The organism is Mesobacillus boroniphilus JCM 21738, assembly GCF_000517385.1.
GTDB classification, from domain to species: domain Bacteria; phylum Bacillota; class Bacilli; order Bacillales; family Cytobacillaceae; genus Mesobacillus; species Mesobacillus boroniphilus.
Genome location: NZ_BAUW01000078.1, coordinates 1 through 17,970 on the forward strand (window position 1 = coordinate 1; position 17,970 = coordinate 17,970).

The following is a 17,970-nucleotide window of genomic DNA, read 5'->3' on the forward strand; positions in this document are numbered from 1 at the left end:
TTCTGGCCCATTTTTCGTTACTCTAAATTAATTGATTAATTGTAAGCTGCTTGAAAAACCAAATAAGTGAGCATGAAGATTACAGCGGCAGATATTTCAATAATATCTTATTTGTACTAGAAATGTATTTTGTTTTTCACTCATGCTAACTTCCATAATTTTGTATTCTCAAATAATAACTAATTTTAATAAGTTGAATGCAAAATAATTCTAAACAAGAGACTATGGGATTTATAAACTGACTATTTTTTATAAATAGACAGCATTGGAGAAATAAAGGGATTTAGGGGCATGGGACGTAAATAAATATTTATGGACCGAGGCATAAGGTAATCATTCTGAGCTTGCTTAAAGCAATTATACATGGCTTTACCGCCTGTTGAGTTTGCAGAGTGTATAGTGATTCGATTGGCAAATAGCTGTTTCTCGACCATTATTTTTACAAGCATCATCCCATTCCTGGTATAGCTTGCAAGGTCATGGTCTAACGACAAGTGGTCGATTTCATAGTTTTTCAAGAGAATGAGACATTCATCTATAGTTTCTGCCAAAACATAACCATCAGGCGCCTGGCGGTAGTCATCTAGGAAAACACTGATTTCATTCATTTCTAGCTCTCCTTCCCAAAAGGGGGTGACTAAGAAAAGTCGAATAGCCCTAGATATTTATCATTCTCTCAAGCCTAACACACTTTTTGATAAAAAGGGCCTAATACTACTTGGGAAATTCTTCTATAAAGCACTAAAAAATTTATTAATTCTTCTTATTGCATTGTACACTGCCTTTAAGAATGCGTAAGCAAGTACAGTTCAGTAAAGCAACAAAATTTCGAGAACAGTCTACAAAATGCCGGGAATTAATTGGTTTTGACTCACTTACAAACATAGGAAGAATGGAGAACCCCCTGAAAAACGGGGGTTCATTTGTGTTCATTTGGGTTCATTTAGTGGTTTTTAACACCTTGGCAAGAATACCGGGATGAGCAAGACTGATTGGATGCGATTTTAAATGTAGCACCTGGATGAATCGCTTGTAAACATGTTCGTTATGAGAGCAAGCCGCGACGACTTTTTTTACATACCATTGCAAAATGGGAAGGCCTATTGGTTTTCTTCCGCTCGTTGTTCGGAATCGAAAGTCTTCTGTTAAAGCGATCAGCCAGGGAATATCCAGAATCCTGCTAACTTTTTTATGATAGCTTTTTGTTAGTTGCTTCTTGTTTAACCCACGCATTAATAGCTCTCTTAAAACCTTGGCTTCCATAGCAGCGAGGCTCATTCCCTGTGCAAAAACAGGGTCAACCCGGCAAAAAGCGTCGCCAATTACCAACAAACCGGATGGGGAATTTCTTATTTTTTCAAAGTGATAACGGCGAAGGGCAGGAAACCGGTATACTTGTACATCCTCAGAGAGTGGTAATTCATTTTTAATCACTTCATAAAATTCAGGTTGTTCAAGTGTCTCTGCATATTCCATGAAACTATCTATATTTTTAGGTGCTTCTTTCGTAGCATAGCCAATGAGGGTGACCAGCGTACGATTTTCTTCGATAGGGGAAATCATGCCGCCACGTTCGAATTCTGGTGGATTAGGATAGGCGAGAAGACTGTGCCAATCGATAGTTGCATGCGAAAGTTTCTTAAAGACCATGCTGGCATAAAATAAATCCACCTTTATTTCTGTTTTGGCTGGAACTTTGTAGCCTGAGTCCATTAGCCATTGGTTATGAAGCGCGGCAGCACCTGATGCATCGATTACTAAATCCGCTAAAAGCTCCATTATTGTTCCGTTTTTATCCTCGATGACAATGAAGTTCACTTCATCGGTTTTAAATTTAAGATTCTGCACCTTGCTATCGAATCGAAAATTGATATTCGGTATTTTCTCCAGTCTTTGCTGGATCTGCCATTCAAGTAGAGGTCGGCTTTGCTGGCTGATAAACACGTTTGAATCAAATCGGATCTTTTGTGTTCCATGGTGTGACCATAAGAGATCTCGCGCGAAGTCCGTTTTACTGGCTCCATTTCGAGATAATTCCTGAAAGATTCCCGGGAAAAGTTCCTCTATAATCTCTTCTCCGCTTTTCAGCAGTACATGTCCTTGATTACCTTGTGGAACTCCTTTCCTATTAGTAACTTGATCATTTTTCTTATCTTTTTCTATTAATATTACTTCTTTGAAAAACTCAGACAGTACACGTGCAGCCAGCTTGCCCGCAATACCGCCACCTACTACCACAGCTCTATTTCTGTTCGTATTTTTCAAAAACATCCTTAGCCCCTATTCTCCTCATAATAATAGATATGTTGAATTATCTGCCTTTAAGTTAAAATAAACCTATGTATGCCAAAAGCATGACACGGTAATTTTACCTAATGAGGTGTGGAAATGAAAGAGTTACAAGCATATACGAAGGATTTTCAAAGAGAAATGGGCTGGGAAATCAATTCTGATAACTATACCAAGAGCAGGGAATCGCTCTTGAACAATTATTTACTGCTGACTACGGAAGTAGCAGAAGTGGCGGAAGAATTAAGGAATGCCTTTAACCTTACGCAAAGCAAGGTACAAGAGGGGATGGATGAAGATGAGGCGTTCCTACTCGCCAAAGAAAGCACCAAACAGGATATAGGCAAAGAATTGGCTGATTGCCTTGCATATCTATTGAAGTTCTATAATTATTTTGATATAGATTTGGAAGATAGCTTTTATGAAAAAATGTTAGAAGTAAGGGCTAGGAAAAACAAAGATCTTTAATCAAGGCTAATCTCGTGACTTTGCTGCTAAATCGATGATTTTTAATGAGAGCTTAATGAATGGAGTTTAATTTTATGAACGAGCTACAAATGGAAAAAGTGCTGAATATCAATACAACTGGTGAGCAAAGAGGGTTCATGACTTCATTGCATTACCATCGGTATGAACCCACTCCATATAGTGCGCTTGAGTTATTTTTCAAAGAATACAATTTAACCAGTCATGATCATGTAGTCGACTTTGGATGTGGAAAAGGTCGTTTGAATTTCTACCTGAACCATCACTTCAACACAAATGTCGTAGGAGTTGAAATGAATGAAGCATTCTATATGGAAGCTCTCGAAAATAAACAAAGTTACTTAAAGAACTATCGAAACCGAGCAGATAGAATTAATTTTTATTGCGTTCTGGCAGAAGAATATGAAATCTCACCAGATGAAAACAAATTTTATTTCTTTAATCCTTTTGCAGTTCAAATTTTGACCAATGTCGTAAAAAACATCATGATCTCTTTTGAAAAAAATCAAAGGGAAATCGATCTGATTCTATATTATCCATCTGAAGACTATATATTTTATTTGGAGAAGCTGACACCGTTTGAGCTGGTATATGAAATGAACCTGCCTGAAAACAATCCAAATGAGAGGTTTTTAGTGTATAGATTGGAACCGTTTGAGCAGAAGGAATAGAAGGGGGTGAAAGTGGAAATATATAATGGTGCTTGCTAGAGGTTGAACATTTAATTGATTTGGTTAAAATATATGCCCCAGCATATGCAGGGGCGGAATCTGTTTACTTTAGACTCTGTGGATGGTTATCATCGGCCAGTTGTGCTGCCTTTGCATTGAGTTCCACCTGTTCCGGTGTCTTGCAGCCAGGAATTACAGCAGTGACTGCTGGGTGTCTCAAAACCCAGGCTAATGCCCACGTTGCCATTGGAACACCTTCGGGAACTTCGCTTTTGTGTATTTCCTCCACCTGTTTGAGCAGAATCGCTGTTTCTTCGCTGTCATGTTTGGAGCGAACATCGTCAGAGCTGAAGGTCGCACCTGGTTTATATTTACCGCTTAAATACCCACTTGCCAGCGGAACTCGTGCAAGTACTCCCAAGTTCTGGTTCTCGCTAGAAGGGAAGATGTTCTCTTCAGGCTTACGGTCAAGTCGGTTGTAGACAACCTGGATGGCACTTGCGTTCACGTCTGAAGCGTGGTCAGTTTGGTAACTATCTTCATTTGAACGCAGTGAGATTCCCAGGTTGCGGATTTTTCCTTTTTCAACTTGTTTATCGAGCATTGTCCATAGTTCGTCGTTGTTGAATTCCTCATCTGTACATGAATGTGCCTGATATAAATCTATGTAATCAGTTCTTAGCGCCTTCAGAGAAGCATCCAGCTGCTTTAGTACTTCAGTTGCACTCCAATGACGTGTCCTTTCAAAGTTACCATGAAAATGATGACCGAATTTAGTTGCCACAATCCAGTCCTCGCGGTTGCTCCGGCTCAGATAATCTCCAATAAGGTTTTCAGATAAGTGATCACCATAGCATTCGGCTGTATCGAGGAAGTTGATTCCTTTTTCTTTTGCTTTATCCAGGATGGCATCGACTTCATGCTGTCCGAAATTCTTTCCCCATTCACCGCCATACTGCCAGGTTCCGATTCCAATTACAGAAATATCAAGGTTTGTTCTGCCTAAGCGTCTGTACTTCACTCCATCACCCCTAAAATAATTTACGTTAATCTTATCATTAGAACGTTTTAAACAAAAATATGTTGCACAAATACATCCATTGTATACACCAAGAAAGGAATTCGGATTTTTTTAAAGGAATTTAAACAACAATCGAAGAAAGTATTATAGATAAAGGATTGACAAGGGGGAAACGCAATGGAAGAAAAAGTATTGAAAGCCATTCAGGATGAATACCCTGAGGACTTCTCGTGGTGCTATGGATGCGGGAGGATGAATGAGCACGGGCATCATTTCCGGACAGGCTGGGATGGGGATAGGACAATATCAATCTACAATCCCAAAAAAGAACATATGGCACTGCCTGGTTTCGTCTATGGCGGCGTCATTGGCTCTTTTGTGGATTGCCATGGCACCGGTTCGGCTGCACTCTACCTTCATCGAAAAAATGGATATGAACCAGGAGACGGGGCAGAACCGCCAAGATTTGTAACAGCATCCTTACATGTCGATTTTATGAAGCCGACTCCTCAAGGAACCGCATTAAAAGCAATAGGGACTGTACATGAGATCCATCCCAAAAAATATCGAGTTGAAACAGAAGTGTATGCCGGGGAAACACTGTGTGCTAAAGGAGAAGTTATCGCTGTTGTGATGCCAGATACATTTACAGCAAAATAATAGTCTTAAAAAAAGACCCTGATATCAGTCAGGGTCTTGATCTTTTACTTAACAGGTTCAAGCATTGTGGTAGGCAGATATCCTTCCTCACCGGAATCCTTCATCTTTACCTTGGTTCGTCTAATCTCTCTTTCTAAAATTTCTGCTTCACTGCCTTGCTTGATTTCTTTAACTTTATTATCCTGTACGATCTTATCTACACCTTCTACATCATTAATTTCAATCAATTGATAGAGCTCATCATATGCTTCCGGTGTAAGTGCGAGGTAGGCATCTTTTTGTACAGTAGCCTGATCGCCTGACTGGAGAGTGTTGTCTTTAACTTCTTGTTCACTTTCTTTATACGTATCTTTCATGTTCTGGATGATTCCCGGAGCCTCTTCTTTCACTTTATCCGCTACTTCTTTTGATTTTTCCTCCGTCGCTTGGGCTGCATTCTTTGTTTCCTCTTCTAACTCTTTCACGCCTTGCTCGGCCTCATCGCTGTTGCAGCCAGTGATGAGCAAAACTGCCAATCCTGCAGGTATAAACAATTTATTTAATGAAAATGACATAAGTATATCCTCCTGATTCAACTGCTTTTATACTGTAGGATACCACTGAAGTTGTCTTATAAAACATTCGCAATATTGTCGACAAATTTTGTGTTTTAACAAATAATAATCTTATGAATAGTTAATGGAGGATTTTGCACATGAACATGTATGTTAGATTATCAGCTTTTGAAACAGCGCAAAAGTTTGTGAAGGAGCGCTTCACGGACTGTGACGCGGCACTGCTGGCAGGGAGTGTAACCAGAGGAGAAGCAACCGTTACATCTGATTTGGATATTGTGATATTCGATAAGGATATCCCCTCAGCGTACAGAGAGTCATTAATTGCTTATGGATGGCCGATTGAGATTTTCGTCCATAATTTACAATCTTATAAGCTTTTCTTTGAAAGTGATGTAAAAAGAGCGAGACCAAGCTTGCCGAGAATGGTTGCAGAAGGAATGGTTATTAGGAAAAGCGATTTCTTGCCGGAATTAATCGGTGAAGCTAAAAGGATAATCGAGCTAGGACCAGAGCTGTGGACCAAGAAAGAGATCGAGTTTAAACGATATTTCATTACCGATACGCTTGATGATTTCATTGGATCGAACAACGAGGCTGAAGAAATTTTCATTGCCGGGACGCTGGCAGAACAACTGCAGGAATTTGTGTTAAGGACAAACAAACGGTGGGTCGGTAAATCAAAATGGATAGTGAGGGAATTAAATCATTATGACCCTGTTTTCTCTGGTAAATTTGTAGAAGCATTTTCACAGTATTACAGAACAGGTAACAAAAAGATGGTCGTAGAAATTGCCGACCTGATTTTAAAACCCTATGGGGGAAGATTATTTGACGGCTTTTCTGTAAAGTAGACAAAAGCAGCCAGATTAGGGGCTGCTTTTGTTACGATAAACGGGGATTTGCTCTCGCCAAGGTCACATTAAGCTCAAAAATGTGACAGAAAGCAAGAGTTTTCCATCCATATGAATTCATGCTTTGAAAGAAAATAGTAGCAAAATAGCAGATATTCCCTGGATACACAGACTGAAAAGGGCGAAGAAGATCATCATTTCCTGTTCGGAAGCAATGGTACCAGGAAGACCACAAATAGCTGGGTTTAATACCACCACTCCCAGCATCGTTCCCATAATTGTGCTTATTCCCCCGTTATAAATCCCTGCAATCAATGATTGCGCATTCAACATTGAGCCATATAAAAAACCGATTTTGATACCCAGTAAAATGTTAAGCACACCAACAATTTCGAAATGGTCAGGGAAGAGCAGTATGAGATTTAGTGAAGCAACTAGTCCCAGTGTGCTGCTTGCAAAATAGGAAGCTGTATATGCGAACCTGTCACTAAACAGCAGCCTCGATTTACGAAGTACATAATAGAGCCAGGCTCCAATTAAAAAATTGATGACAGTTATGGAGATTAATAAAATTTGCATAAGACATGCCCTCCAGATTACTGAATCAAGTTTTGTAGGCCGAAGAAGCCGCAATGCAAAAAGAGCTGAGGATGAAAATCTCGATCATGATTAAGAACATAACCCTTCATACGCGGCAGCCCCAACCATAGGCGCATGATTCCCATCATTATCCCGGTTATATAACCAGACAATAAAGTTTGATAGTCAAAGAGATTGCCAAACAAGATTCCTGAAATACCACCTATGATCACAGAAAACAAGGTCGCTTCCAAAAAGTAAAAAGGATACAAGTTGATAAAAATAATCCCTGTCCCGAGAGCAACCCCCAGCAGCCACCATGGTTATGTTCATTCCTAAATGAAAACCGATTTGTTTTCTTCGATTGTATAGAAAGATATATAGAACGTATGCGGAAAAGGAATTAATTGGGTAAAAAACCACAATCCATTCCGGCATGACACATCACCTCTCCTGTTCAATGTATTCATAACTGCAGATGAGGTGTTTGAATTTTTTGCCCATTACTTTGACGTTTATGATATTTGCCTCATATGATAATGGGAAAATTCGTTCATTTATAAGCGAGTTTTAACTTTTTAGACTTAGATTAGTGTCTAGCTCCAGCGCCTAGCCCCTCGAGTCGCTTCGGTCCGTCCAATGAAGTCAAAGAACGACTTCACCGGTCGGCCCTCCAGCGCTGGTCGGGGCTGACCAAGGCGCTTGCGCTTTTCTTAGAAAGGGGGCAATTCGTTGAGAACAGGTATGCGTCATTCGGATTATCTGAAAAATCTGTTAGAGGACAGAAGGAATGAAGTCAGGCAAATTGATCCTATTCATGAAGTCGGAAATCAAATCACTTCTCCACCAAGTGCTACACCACTAGAAGAGAATAAAATCATAGCCGAATACCTGGAACAAAGAAACCTTCACACACTGGCGAATGCTGTTCCTGAATTTAAAAAGACTTTGATTTTAAAGAAATTCTTTAAGATGAAACGGAATCAAGAAGTAGTAGTCTATATTGATCATCAAGGTACTGCTAAGGAAACCTCAGGGAAGGTCAATGCCATTGGAAGGGATTTTGTCATACTGACGAATTTAAAGGATCGGATATGGATCCCGTACAAAACAGTTTTATCAGCGAATTCTCCAGCTGGAGTGCCGACATATGAAAATGCTCATCAGAATTTCATCTATGATAATGACTTAAAACGAAAACTAACTACGAATTTTGGTGAAACAGTAGCCAAAAGGGATGTATTAATACATCAATTTTTTGAAGAATCCCTTAGGGGAAACCTTGAGAGATGGAAAGGAGTATGGGTCAAAGCTGTTACTCCTGAAGAAACAGTCTGGGGCAAAATCATCTCGGTGACTGAAGAAGGTGTTTTATTACAATCTGTTAGCTCAAGTAGACAAATTGCCTTCAATGATTTATCACATCTTATTTCTGCCCGTCTTTTTAACCGGGTACTTTTAATGGGGAAGAATATGTTAACGACACTATTCCGATAGGTACCTTATTTCCTAAGAGTTCTGATTTCCGAGAAAGGGTGAAATACATGCATGACTTTCAATTAAAATCGTTATCGCCTGTTTCAAATGCCATTAAAGCCAATGACCCTTTATTTGATTTTTTTTACAAGCATATGGGAAAGCAGATTCTGATTATTACGGAATCATCACAACTAAATATATTGGGGCAAACATTCAGGCCGATTTTTTGCGGAAAGATAGCTGAAGTTGAACCTGGCCATTTAACACTCACACCCGTAAAAATCAAAATTTTGAATGCACCGTTTCATAAATTCCCAATTCCAATATCCATTCCTTTTGAAAAAATTGCCCATTTTACAACTGATGTCGATTGTTCTATGAGAATACCGTTAATTTAAACATAAAGGTAAGGAGGCGTAATTTCTTATGTCCGTAGATTATTCAAAAATGACAGATGTAAATCAAATCCATGACTCAGCCATTTTGGAGCACTTCAGAAATGGAGTTGGCCACAAAACGCTGGTAATTTCTCCATCCTATCCGTATATGTTCGTTGGCATAATCAAGGAATTGATTGGTGATACGGTAAAGATTGATGTAGAGACAACTCACTTTGCTCAATTAGAAAACCGCGAATGGTACATTCACATTCATAATATTGAAGTTTTCTATATTGAAAGGCCAGGTGCGCCTAAAATACCAAAGCTTGAGGACTATTAGAGATACCTAAGAAGGGGGGAAATACATGTTACGAAAATATCATGTTGTCGGAATTTCAACGAGAATAGTAGTTAATACATTCGGCGATCACAATCCTAATGGAAGAATATATGTCTTGAAGGAAAATGAGTCAAAGCTTAAAGATCTTGTTCGAAAGAACCCTTACAAGCCAATTGATTTAGTTCAACCGTTAGCTATTCGCGCCAACGAAGGGGATATAGTTGAAATACTTTTTGAAAACCAGCTTCCTTTTTCAGCAGGAATGCACTTCCAGGAAGCGGATTATAATGTTCTGACATCCGATGGAGCGGATGCAGGTTATAACCTAGATACAACGGTAGAACCAGGAGGGGAGATTGTTTACCGGCTTAATGCTAGTCAGGAAGGAATCTACTTCTTCACAGACCTGGGCAATGTTTCAAGCACCGAACAAGGGTCAAGTGTCCAGGGATTATTCGGGGCGCTGCTTGTCCAAAAAAGGGGCTCTAACTGGACTGATCCTGTTACGGGCGGTCCAATCAATAGTGGTGTGTATGCTGATATACATCATCCTTTTCTGCCATCATTCAGAGAGTACGCCTGGTTCTTCAATGATGAAATGGAAATTAAGGATCTAACGGGGAATCGACCATTCAACCCAATGACGAACCAGGAATCTGAATCCTTCCATGGAGTGAATCTTCGCTATGAACCTATGACAAACCGTAAAAGACTGATGGAGGCAGGAGTCGTATGTCCGGATTGTGATTCAGAAGAAGTCCATCATGACTCATGGGTTTTTGGTGATCCGGCCACTCCGATATTAAGGGGGTATGTAGGGGATCCGGCAGTAATCAGGCTGATCCATGGTGGCGTAAAGGAAACTCATGTATTTCACTACCATGTCCATCAATGGCTGGGAGATTCCAGCAATAGTAATGCAGAAGTAATCGATGCCCAATCCATTAGCCCTCAAACCCACTATTCGATTCAGCCGCTTTATGGACTCGGAAGCCTGCATGGTGCCATTGGTGACTCCATCATCCACTGCCATCTGTATCCACACTTCGGCATAGGCATGTGGGGTATTAACAGAGTTTTTAATACTCTCCAGGATGGAAGCCAGTGTTATCCGAATGGTGTTCGAATTGAAGCTCTAATGCCTTTGCCAGACCGTCCGGCACCGCCAAAGCCAACACGTGAGAAACCTGGATTTCCTAATTTCATACCAGGAAAAGTCGGTTACAAAGCACCGAGGCCGCCACTGGGGATTGTAGGAGGCCGGGAAATGACTGAACTGGAAAGGAATGCAGCAATTCCAAACCCTCGCCCGGGAGCAGTTTTTGTTGACCCTTGCCTGGACCAGGACCCAGTGGTAGTCGAATTCAATGTATCGGCTATTGAGATGCCTGTAGTCTATAATAAACAGGGCTGGCATGATCCGAAAGCAAGATTCTATGTAATGGACGAAGACCTCGATGATATCCTTTCAGGAAAAAAAGAGCCTGAGCCGCTAGTCTTCCATGTTCCTGCTGGTACATGTATAAGGATGAATTATACAAATCGCATGCCGCATATTCTCGATGGTGATGCATTCCAGCTGGTGACAAGGACGTATGAAAATGGTTTTCACATTCACTTTGTAAAATTTGATGTCCTTGCCTGCGATGGAGGAAATGTAGGATGGAATTACGATAGTGGGGTTCTGCCTGGCCAGACCATCCGATATGAGTGGTATGCGGAAACCGAATTAAAAGCGTTTTTCTTCCATGACCATCTATTTGCTAACTCGCACCAGCAGCATGGCGTTTTCGGAGCAGGCGTCATTCAGCCGCGTTTCTCCAGATTTCTTGATTCTAGAACAGGTGATGAAGTGGATCATGGAACACAGATTTCAGTAGAACACCCGTTAATCCCCGATTATCGTGACCAGACACTTTTCGTCCATGATTTTGCCCTTTTGTTCGATAAAAACGGCCGGCCAATCCAGCCGCCAAGGTATCCTGGTTCCGAGGATGACCCAGGTGTTTTTGGTGTAAATTATAAATGTGAACCTTTGAAGTTCAGGCTTGGAGAAGCTTGTGATCCCGCTTATTCCTTCAGTTCCTGGGTACATGGAGATCCTGTAACTCCGATTCTAAGGGCCTATGAAGGAGATCCAATCAGGATCAGGCTCTTGCAGGGAGCGCATGAGGAATCGCACAGTTTCAATATCCATGGTTTAAGATGGAAAGAAGAACGTCCGGATCTGGGTTCATCCATGAAAGCACAGCAGCATATCGGAATTTCTGAATCGTTTACTTTTGAGACTGAGATACCTGCCTCAGGTGATTATCTTTGGGCCTTTGAGGATGAAGAAGATGTTTGGCTTGGCACATGGGGGTTAATCCGGGCGTATAGCTCAAAAATGGATGATTTAATCGTATTGGCTGACCGAGAAGCGCTGCCGGAAGGGTCCGCTGAAAATCCTAAGCCAACAGGCAAACCGCCTGAAAAAGCAAATCCTCTTGCCAGTCTACCGCCAGGGGCTTATCATGCTCACCTGTCAAGAAGTTCGAGGTAGTCGCCTTCCAGACACCAATCCAATATAACTCATATGGCGATCATGACCCATTGGGAATTATTTTCGCTTTAAAAGAAGATGCGGAAGACATTTTATCAGGCAAAAAGAATCCGGTGCCTCTAATCCTAAGGCAAATGTCGGTGACCTTGTAGAGGTAACCTTGACAAGTGAGCTGAAGAAAGAGCTCTTCCCATTTCCGGATGGAATCCACCCTTATCCGCCGGTAAAAGAACAATCTTTTTATCCGCCTTCACTAAGGATATCACTCCATACTAGCCTGCTGAATTATGATGTAAAGACATCCAGTGGAGATACAGTTGGTTTCAATCCGGACCAGACTGTCGGTCCCGGTGAGACAATCACTTATAGATGGTTTGTTGATGGCCAGTTTGGAATGTGTTCTATGTGGGACATGGCCGATTTGCGAAATCACCGTTCGTTTGGAACATTTGGTGCTTTTATTGCCGAATCCAGGTTTACAACATACCTGGACCCTCACAGCCTGGAAAAAGTTAATACAGGCGAAAATGTGATCCTTCGTCACCCATTGCTACCTGCTACAAGAGAATTTGTCCTCATTTTACATGATGGTGTAAGGCTGGAGGACAAAGATGGAAAAGTGATTATTGATCCGATGGAAGGGGTTATACCAGATACAGAGGTGCTGGAAGAGGTCGATACGTATGATTATGGTTCAAGGGGATTTAACTATCGGAGTGAGAGGTTGATCAACCGTTACAATGATCACCCGGTAATGCACGAGCTGTTTTCATCAGAAATTTTCGGGGATCCTGCAACACCTTTATTCGAAGCTTATCCGGGCGAGGCAGTGGTTATACGTATTACCACTCCAGCAGAAAGGCGAAGATCTCACACTTTCCATCTTCACGGACATTATTGGAAATTCGACAGTAAAGATCTTGATTCTCGTATTCAGTCATTTATTGGCCATATGGTTACTGGCCATACTGATGACTTGCGCTTGATTGGTGGCGCAGGAGGAGTTTTCAATTTCCCTGGTGATTACTTGTACCGGTCCGGCAATATCCGTTGGGACATAGAATTGGGCATGTGGGGGATCTTCCGTGTTCACAAGGATACGAAGCAAAATCTGCCACGACTTGAGGATGTTAAAGGGGAGTGGGACGATGAAAAAAAGGCATAAAATTGAAATCCCAGTTGAGGAGTCTTCAAGCCATGAGCTGATGGAAAGCAGTTCCTCCTCAGTAAACAGCCCAGAAGATGATTTCTGTTTCCCTGATGATTGTCCTGAAAGAATCGAAACTCCTAAAATCCCTTCACCGACATCTTGTATGCCTGAAGGTCGGTTGCAGGAACTTGAAGAAAAAATCGATGGAGCCAATCGGATGCTATTGGATCTCGGCCTATCAAATGAGCAGTCTGAACTTGGCCGGAGGATTTTATTCGATGGACTGGCAGGGCAAATGGTGAAGATTAAAATAAACTGTTCAGATCAGGATGAGAGCAGTACAGAAGCTAGTGCAGCAGATCCAATTGAGGAAGTAATAAACAAGAAGACAGAGAGGAAAAAGCGTTACAAAAAGAAACGGCTTGCCAAGAAGAAGCGCAAGCATAGGTATAAAAAGAAGAAGTTAGGCAGAAATTTCCTGGAAGGATTTGTACAATTGGTGGGCAGTGACTTTGTCCAGCTACAGAAAAATAGAAAGACATTTATTATACCTTTCAATAAGATTTGTCTGGTTTTATCTAAAAAGCCGTATCACCCACCTAGAAACCAACCTCCTTTACTAGATATCGATCCATGTTTCCGGAGGGATCTTACCTTTAATTTTGGAGAAACAGTAGCTCATGACCCTGAGCTGATCCAAATCTTTTTCAGGATTAAGTTATCAATGTACCTTAAAACATTTACAGATGAAAAGGTAAAAATTTATACAAACTCTGAAATGGCAATAGGTTTATTGGAAGGACTGGAAAACGGAAACATTAATCTAGTCAGTGATAATGAGCAAGTTAAAGAAATACCTTTTACGTCGTTCTGTTACCTGAAAAAAGCTTGACTCACATTAGAAGCGCCTGAGCATTTGCTCAGGCGTTATTTCCTTCATCCATTTCAAACCAGTTGATTGTATCAAACGGAATCATCCTATATTTCTTTTTTGAATGATTTTGGCTGACCTTGTTGTTTTCGTGGATGACTAGCTCGACAAAATCTGTTCCAACAAAGGAAATACGACCATTGACTTTTTTTGCCTTGCCAGCACATTCTGTCCCAATTATAACCTTGCATCCAATATAACCTCGCAATACTGCTGCCATTTTATGCCGCAAACCACCCAGGCGGACGCTGAAATGCCTGCTGCAAAAATCTCGATCAGCGAAATTATAGCGACGGTCGAAAATAACTGGGACACAATCATCTTTATAGCTATGGCAATATCCATGATGCGAACTTGATTCCATCTCATCCAAGGTTGGGCAATCTGCTTGTGAGCCAATTGAAAAGGCTGACTCAACATCCTGGCAATGTGGATGGAGGCAGTCATGGAATTCATGAGAATTCTGTTCAAAGTAATCTCGCTTCTTGAAAAATAAGCCCCAATATCCATTTGTATCCTCCTTTTTAGTTTCTTGAAATAGGTGCCTGTATTTATCTTATTTCCGGAAAAGATTTTCGAATGAGCAAGATGCCCTGTTGGTAAACTTCAACATGTAAAGTATTCTATAATAAGGAGAAATTATATCGGTTTCGCTTTTTCCAAATATAGAAAAAATACAAGTCGTGATAGGATGGTTAATATGAATGAATTACTAAAGAAATTGCGATACAAACAGGATCCTGCCATTGTCATGAATGCCCCGGAGGAATACCGGTCTCTAATTGATGAATTAGGCAGTGAGAATGAAAAAAAGGAATTTGTGCTGTTGTTCGCGAACAACAGTGATGAAGTTAAGAGTTGGTTTCCAAGCGCCCTTTCAGTTCTGAAAGAAGATGCTATCTTCTGGATTGCCTTCCCAAAGAAAAGTTCAAAAGTCAGTTCTGACATTAACCGCGACGTATTAAACAGCCTGGTTCAGGAACTATCTGACTATAGAGCCGTCAGCAATGTGTCCTTGGATGAAAAATGGTCGGCACTTAGATTCAGGCATCAAGATCTGGTAAAATCAAAAAAGTGATGGAATAATATAAGCTTTCTTTTTATAAAATATGTGATAAAATAAGTAAGTAAAAATTACATATTCCGTTCTGACGGAAGAGGTTCTAGCTACCCTCTCAAAAAAACTAAGGGAAAACAGTACTGCTGTCTTAGTGGTACTGTTTTTTCTGTTGTAAAGGAGTTTTCTAATGAAAAACGAAAAAGCTGTTGTCGTGTTCAGTGGCGGACAGGATAGTACGACGTGCTTGTTTTGGGCCATGAAGGAATTCGGCGAAGTTGAAGCAGTCACTTTTGATTACAACCAGCGGCATCGGACAGAAATACAATGCGCAGAAGAAATCGCCAGCGAGCTTGGAATCAAGCACCATATTCTCGATATGAGTCTGCTTAACCAACTTGCTCCTAACGCACTCACTCGAAATGATATCGATGTGAAGGATGGGGAAGGCGGAGAGCTGCCTTCAACCTTTGTGCCGGGGAGGAATTTATTGTTTTTATCCTTTGCCGGAGTGCTCGCAAGTCAAGTCAAAGCAAAGCACATCGTAACAGGTGTGTGCGAAACCGACTTCAGCGGCTATCCAGATTGCCGGGACGTGTTCATAAAATCATTGAATGTAACGCTTAACCTATCCATGGACCAGAACTTTGTCATTCATACACCATTAATGTGGCTGAATAAGGCACAAACCTGGAAGCTGGCTGATGACCTGGACGCTTTTGAATTTGTCCGGTCAAGGACATTGACTTGCTATAACGGAATCATTGCAGATGGATGTGGAATTTGCCCGGCCTGCAAGCTGCGGAAAAAAGGTCTGGATGATTACCTGGAAGGAGATGTTTCTTGATGTACGAATTCAGGATCGTCGACCAGCTGCAGAAAATAGATAAAGATATTAAGAGAGAGCAACTAAAATATCATTCCAAGCGTGTGCTTGTCAGTAAGGAGTTTACCTTTGACGCCGCGCATCATCTTCACGAATATGAAGGGAAATGCAAAAACCTGCACGGCCATACTTATAAAGTCATTTTCGGCTTAAGTGGTTTTGTCGATGCCCGGGGATTAATGATTGATTTCGGAGACATCAAGGATATTTGGAAATCAGATATAGAAATATATCTTGATCACAGATATTTGAATGAAACATTGCCGCCGATGAATACAACTGCTGAAAACATGGTTGCCTGGATTTATGAAAAAATGGCTGAAGCACTGGCAAACAGACAGCATTTGTACGACGGTGCAAGGGTTGAGTTTGTGAAACTCTACGAAACTCCCACAAGCTATGCGGAAGCAAGACGGGAGTGGATGGAGATTGAGTAAGATTCCCGTGATGGAAATTTTCGGACCAACTATTCAGGGAGAGGGAATGGTCATCGGACAAAAAACAATGTTTGTTCGAACGGCAGGGTGTGACTATTCCTGTGCCTGGTGTGATTCATCCTTTACATGGGATGGTTCTGGAAAAGACTTGGTTCGGCAAATGGATGCTGATGAAATCTGGAGTGAAATGAGAGCATTGGGTGGAGATGGCTTTTCATATGTTACGATCTCAGGTGGAAATCCTGCTCTCCTGAAAAATCTATCTGGACTGGTTGAGTTACTAAAGGAAAACGAGGTCAGCGTTTGCCTGGAGACACAGGGGAGCAAATGGCAGGACTGGTTTTTGAAAATTGATGTACTGACCCTGTCTCCAAAACCGCCAAGTTCAGGTATGAAAACAAATTTTGAAGTTTTGGACCAAATTGTATACGGTCTGAAAGAGAACGGTTCTTTAAAAAACGCCAGCCTTAAAATAGTCGTTTTTGATGAGGTTGATTATGAATATGCCAAATTGGTTCATCAGCGCTATCCCGAATTACCGTTCTTTTTACAGGTAGGAAATGACGACATTGAAACAGAAGACCAGATGAACCTCATGTCATCGTTGGTAGATAAATATGAATGGCTGATTAATAAGGTTATGTGTGATGTGGAAATGAACAATGTAAGAGTTCTTCCGCAGCTTCATGTCTATGTTTGGGGAAATAAAAGAGGGGTTTAGACTAACAGGAGGTAAGATGATGAGAATCTTTTTGTACTTAATTTCAATTGTTACTGCCAATGTGATTACAGCGGCTCTTGCGCCACTTCAATTTGGTATGTTCATTGTGCCGATGGGAACATTGCTGATAGGTGCCACATTCATTTTCCGTGACCTTGTGCAGAATAAGTACGGCCGTGCGAAAACTTATATGTTCATCGGTTTGGCGCTCGTTCTCTCAGCTATTGTTTCGTATATACTTGGAGATACACTTACGATCGTCTTTGCTTCGGCATTGAGCTTTGCTGTTGCTGAAACAACAGATACTGAAATTTACACAAGACTTAAGCTTCCGATGAGCTGGAGAGTATTCTACAGCGGATTAGTTGGCGGCCTGCTGGACTCAGTAATATTTGTCGTAATCGGATTAAGTCCGCTTGGAGCAAACTTCCTTCCATGGGAAGCTGTCCCTGCAGCGATTTTAGGACAGGTAATCGTAAAAACTGCCATACAGGGAATTGGCGCCATGCTGCTTAACCCTATTCATAACATTTTCAATAATAAAGCGATGTCTAACTAGATAAAAAGGTGCCCGGTCTATTGATCGAGCACCTTTTGTTTGATTGGGATGAACTTTGCCGAAGTAATATTATCATAGTCCGCTTTGATATCTAGTTATTTAATTTTGGGAAAGGATAAGCCTGATTGTTAAGGTGGATTGAATCGTACCCTTATGCAGTGTGATCGGTCCCTATAAGGGTACAATTAGAGTGGAATCGTACCCTTATGCGGCGTGATCGGTCCCTATAAGGGTACAATTAGGGAGAAATCGTACCCTTATGCAGGGTAACCGGTTCCTATAAGGGTACAATTAGGGAGGAATCGTACCCTTATGCAGGGTAACCGGTTCCTATAAGGGTACAATTAGGGAGGAATCGTACCCTTATGCAGGGT

At 41.2% G+C, this 17,970-nt stretch carries 21 protein-coding genes and 1 riboswitch; of the genes, 15 read left to right on the forward strand and 6 right to left on the reverse strand.

Going from position 1 to position 17,970, the window contains the following annotated elements; translation table 11 throughout:
- Positions 1-242: 242 nt before the first annotated feature.
- Positions 243-608, reverse strand: coding sequence for a cyclic-phosphate processing receiver domain-containing protein (locus JCM21738_RS17025; RefSeq protein WP_023614114.1), 366 nt, complete (start codon positions 606-608; stop codon positions 243-245).
- Between the two features lie 331 nt (positions 609-939).
- The gene (locus JCM21738_RS17030) at positions 940-2,271 is read right to left on the reverse strand and encodes an FAD-dependent oxidoreductase (protein ID WP_023614115.1); all 1,332 of its coding nucleotides are present in this window, start codon (positions 2,269-2,271) and stop codon (positions 940-942) included.
- A gap of 117 nt (positions 2,272-2,388) precedes the next feature.
- Between JCM21738_RS17030 and JCM21738_RS17035 the strand changes: the two genes are divergently transcribed.
- Both JCM21738_RS17035 and JCM21738_RS17040 read left to right on the forward strand, forming a co-directional pair.
- Positions 2,389-2,757, forward strand: coding sequence for a MazG nucleotide pyrophosphohydrolase domain-containing protein (locus JCM21738_RS17035; RefSeq protein ID WP_023614116.1), 369 nt, complete (start codon positions 2,389-2,391; stop codon positions 2,755-2,757).
- Between the two features lie 74 nt (positions 2,758-2,831).
- Entirely contained in the window at positions 2,832-3,446 is a 615-nt protein-coding gene (locus JCM21738_RS17040) for a methyltransferase (RefSeq protein WP_023614117.1), read from the forward strand.
- A gap of 103 nt (positions 3,447-3,549) precedes the next feature.
- Here JCM21738_RS17040 and JCM21738_RS17045 read toward each other — a convergent pair whose 3' ends face one another.
- On the reverse strand, positions 3,550-4,467 hold the full coding sequence (locus JCM21738_RS17045) for an aldo/keto reductase (protein WP_023614118.1): 918 nt from the start codon (positions 4,465-4,467) through the stop codon (positions 3,550-3,552).
- Positions 4,468-4,644: 177 nt separating this feature from the next.
- Between JCM21738_RS17045 and JCM21738_RS17050 the strand changes: the two genes are divergently transcribed.
- Positions 4,645-5,127: a PaaI family thioesterase gene (locus tag JCM21738_RS17050; RefSeq protein WP_023614119.1), complete on the forward strand. Its 483-nt coding sequence runs from the start codon at positions 4,645-4,647 to the stop codon at positions 5,125-5,127.
- A 44-nt stretch (positions 5,128-5,171) separates the two neighbouring features.
- On the opposite strand, the gene JCM21738_RS17055 is transcribed toward JCM21738_RS17050, so the two are convergent.
- Positions 5,172-5,681, reverse strand: a complete 510-nt coding sequence (locus JCM21738_RS17055; RefSeq protein ID WP_023614120.1) for a hypothetical protein — start codon at positions 5,679-5,681, stop codon at positions 5,172-5,174.
- A 140-nt stretch (positions 5,682-5,821) separates the two neighbouring features.
- On the opposite strand from JCM21738_RS17055, the gene JCM21738_RS17060 reads away from it, so the two are divergent.
- A complete protein-coding gene (locus tag JCM21738_RS17060; protein WP_023614121.1) occupies positions 5,822-6,535 on the forward strand; it encodes a nucleotidyltransferase domain-containing protein in 714 nt (237 codons plus the stop codon).
- A gap of 117 nt (positions 6,536-6,652) precedes the next feature.
- Here the strand turns inward: JCM21738_RS17060 and JCM21738_RS17065 are convergent, their stop codons facing one another.
- Positions 6,653-7,114, reverse strand: a complete 462-nt coding sequence (locus JCM21738_RS17065) for a hypothetical protein (RefSeq protein ID WP_023614122.1) — start codon at positions 7,112-7,114, stop codon at positions 6,653-6,655.
- Between the two features lie 732 nt (positions 7,115-7,846).
- Here JCM21738_RS17065 and JCM21738_RS17075 point away from each other — a divergent pair.
- The 6 genes from JCM21738_RS17075 (at position 7,847) to JCM21738_RS17095 (ending at position 13,897) form a co-directional block, all read left to right on the forward strand.
- Complete coding sequence (locus JCM21738_RS17075; protein ID WP_023614124.1) at positions 7,847-8,611, forward strand: hypothetical protein; 765 nt, start codon at positions 7,847-7,849, stop codon at positions 8,609-8,611.
- Between the two features lie 47 nt (positions 8,612-8,658).
- Positions 8,659-8,991, forward strand: a complete 333-nt coding sequence (locus tag JCM21738_RS17080) for a hypothetical protein (RefSeq protein WP_023614125.1) — start codon at positions 8,659-8,661, stop codon at positions 8,989-8,991.
- 28 nt (positions 8,992-9,019) lie between these two features.
- Entirely contained in the window at positions 9,020-9,313 is a 294-nt protein-coding gene (locus JCM21738_RS17085; RefSeq protein ID WP_023614126.1) for a hypothetical protein, read from the forward strand.
- Between the two features lie 25 nt (positions 9,314-9,338).
- Positions 9,339-11,855, forward strand: a complete 2,517-nt coding sequence (locus JCM21738_RS17090; RefSeq protein WP_369385771.1) for a multicopper oxidase domain-containing protein — start codon at positions 9,339-9,341, stop codon at positions 11,853-11,855.
- Between the two features lie 160 nt (positions 11,856-12,015).
- Positions 12,016-13,020: a cupredoxin domain-containing protein gene (locus tag JCM21738_RS27495; protein WP_369385772.1), complete on the forward strand. Its 1,005-nt coding sequence runs from the start codon at positions 12,016-12,018 to the stop codon at positions 13,018-13,020.
- Positions 13,004-13,897, forward strand: coding sequence for a hypothetical protein (locus JCM21738_RS17095; RefSeq protein WP_023614128.1), 894 nt, complete (start codon positions 13,004-13,006; stop codon positions 13,895-13,897). Before JCM21738_RS27495 ends, JCM21738_RS17095 begins: the two co-directional genes overlap by 17 nt.
- 28 nt (positions 13,898-13,925) lie before the next feature.
- Here JCM21738_RS17095 and JCM21738_RS24485 read toward each other — a convergent pair whose 3' ends face one another.
- On the reverse strand, positions 13,926-14,309 hold the full coding sequence (locus JCM21738_RS24485; protein WP_159101437.1) for a hypothetical protein: 384 nt from the start codon (positions 14,307-14,309) through the stop codon (positions 13,926-13,928).
- Between the two features lie 327 nt (positions 14,310-14,636).
- Here JCM21738_RS24485 and JCM21738_RS17110 point away from each other — a divergent pair, with 327 nt between their 5' ends.
- The 5 genes from JCM21738_RS17110 (at position 14,637) to JCM21738_RS17130 (ending at position 17,596) form a co-directional block, all read left to right on the forward strand.
- On the forward strand, positions 14,637-15,014 hold the full coding sequence (locus tag JCM21738_RS17110; protein ID WP_023614130.1) for a hypothetical protein: 378 nt from the start codon (positions 14,637-14,639) through the stop codon (positions 15,012-15,014).
- Between the two features lie 73 nt (positions 15,015-15,087).
- Positions 15,088-15,130, forward strand: a riboswitch (PreQ1 riboswitch).
- 53 nt (positions 15,131-15,183) lie between these two features.
- Entirely contained in the window at positions 15,184-15,840 is a 657-nt protein-coding gene (gene queC, locus JCM21738_RS17115; RefSeq protein ID WP_023614131.1) for a 7-cyano-7-deazaguanine synthase QueC, read from the forward strand.
- Complete coding sequence (gene queD / locus JCM21738_RS17120; RefSeq protein ID WP_023614132.1) at positions 15,840-16,316, forward strand: 6-carboxytetrahydropterin synthase QueD; 477 nt, start codon at positions 15,840-15,842, stop codon at positions 16,314-16,316. The genes queC and queD overlap by 1 nt, the downstream gene beginning before the upstream one ends.
- The gene (gene queE, locus JCM21738_RS17125) at positions 16,309-17,037 is read left to right on the forward strand and encodes a 7-carboxy-7-deazaguanine synthase QueE (RefSeq protein WP_023614133.1); all 729 of its coding nucleotides are present in this window, start codon (positions 16,309-16,311) and stop codon (positions 17,035-17,037) included. The genes queD and queE overlap by 8 nt, the downstream gene beginning before the upstream one ends.
- Positions 17,038-17,056: 19 nt before the next feature.
- The gene (locus JCM21738_RS17130) at positions 17,057-17,596 is read left to right on the forward strand and encodes a VUT family protein (protein ID WP_023614134.1); all 540 of its coding nucleotides are present in this window, start codon (positions 17,057-17,059) and stop codon (positions 17,594-17,596) included.
- Positions 17,597-17,970 lie beyond the last annotated feature (374 nt).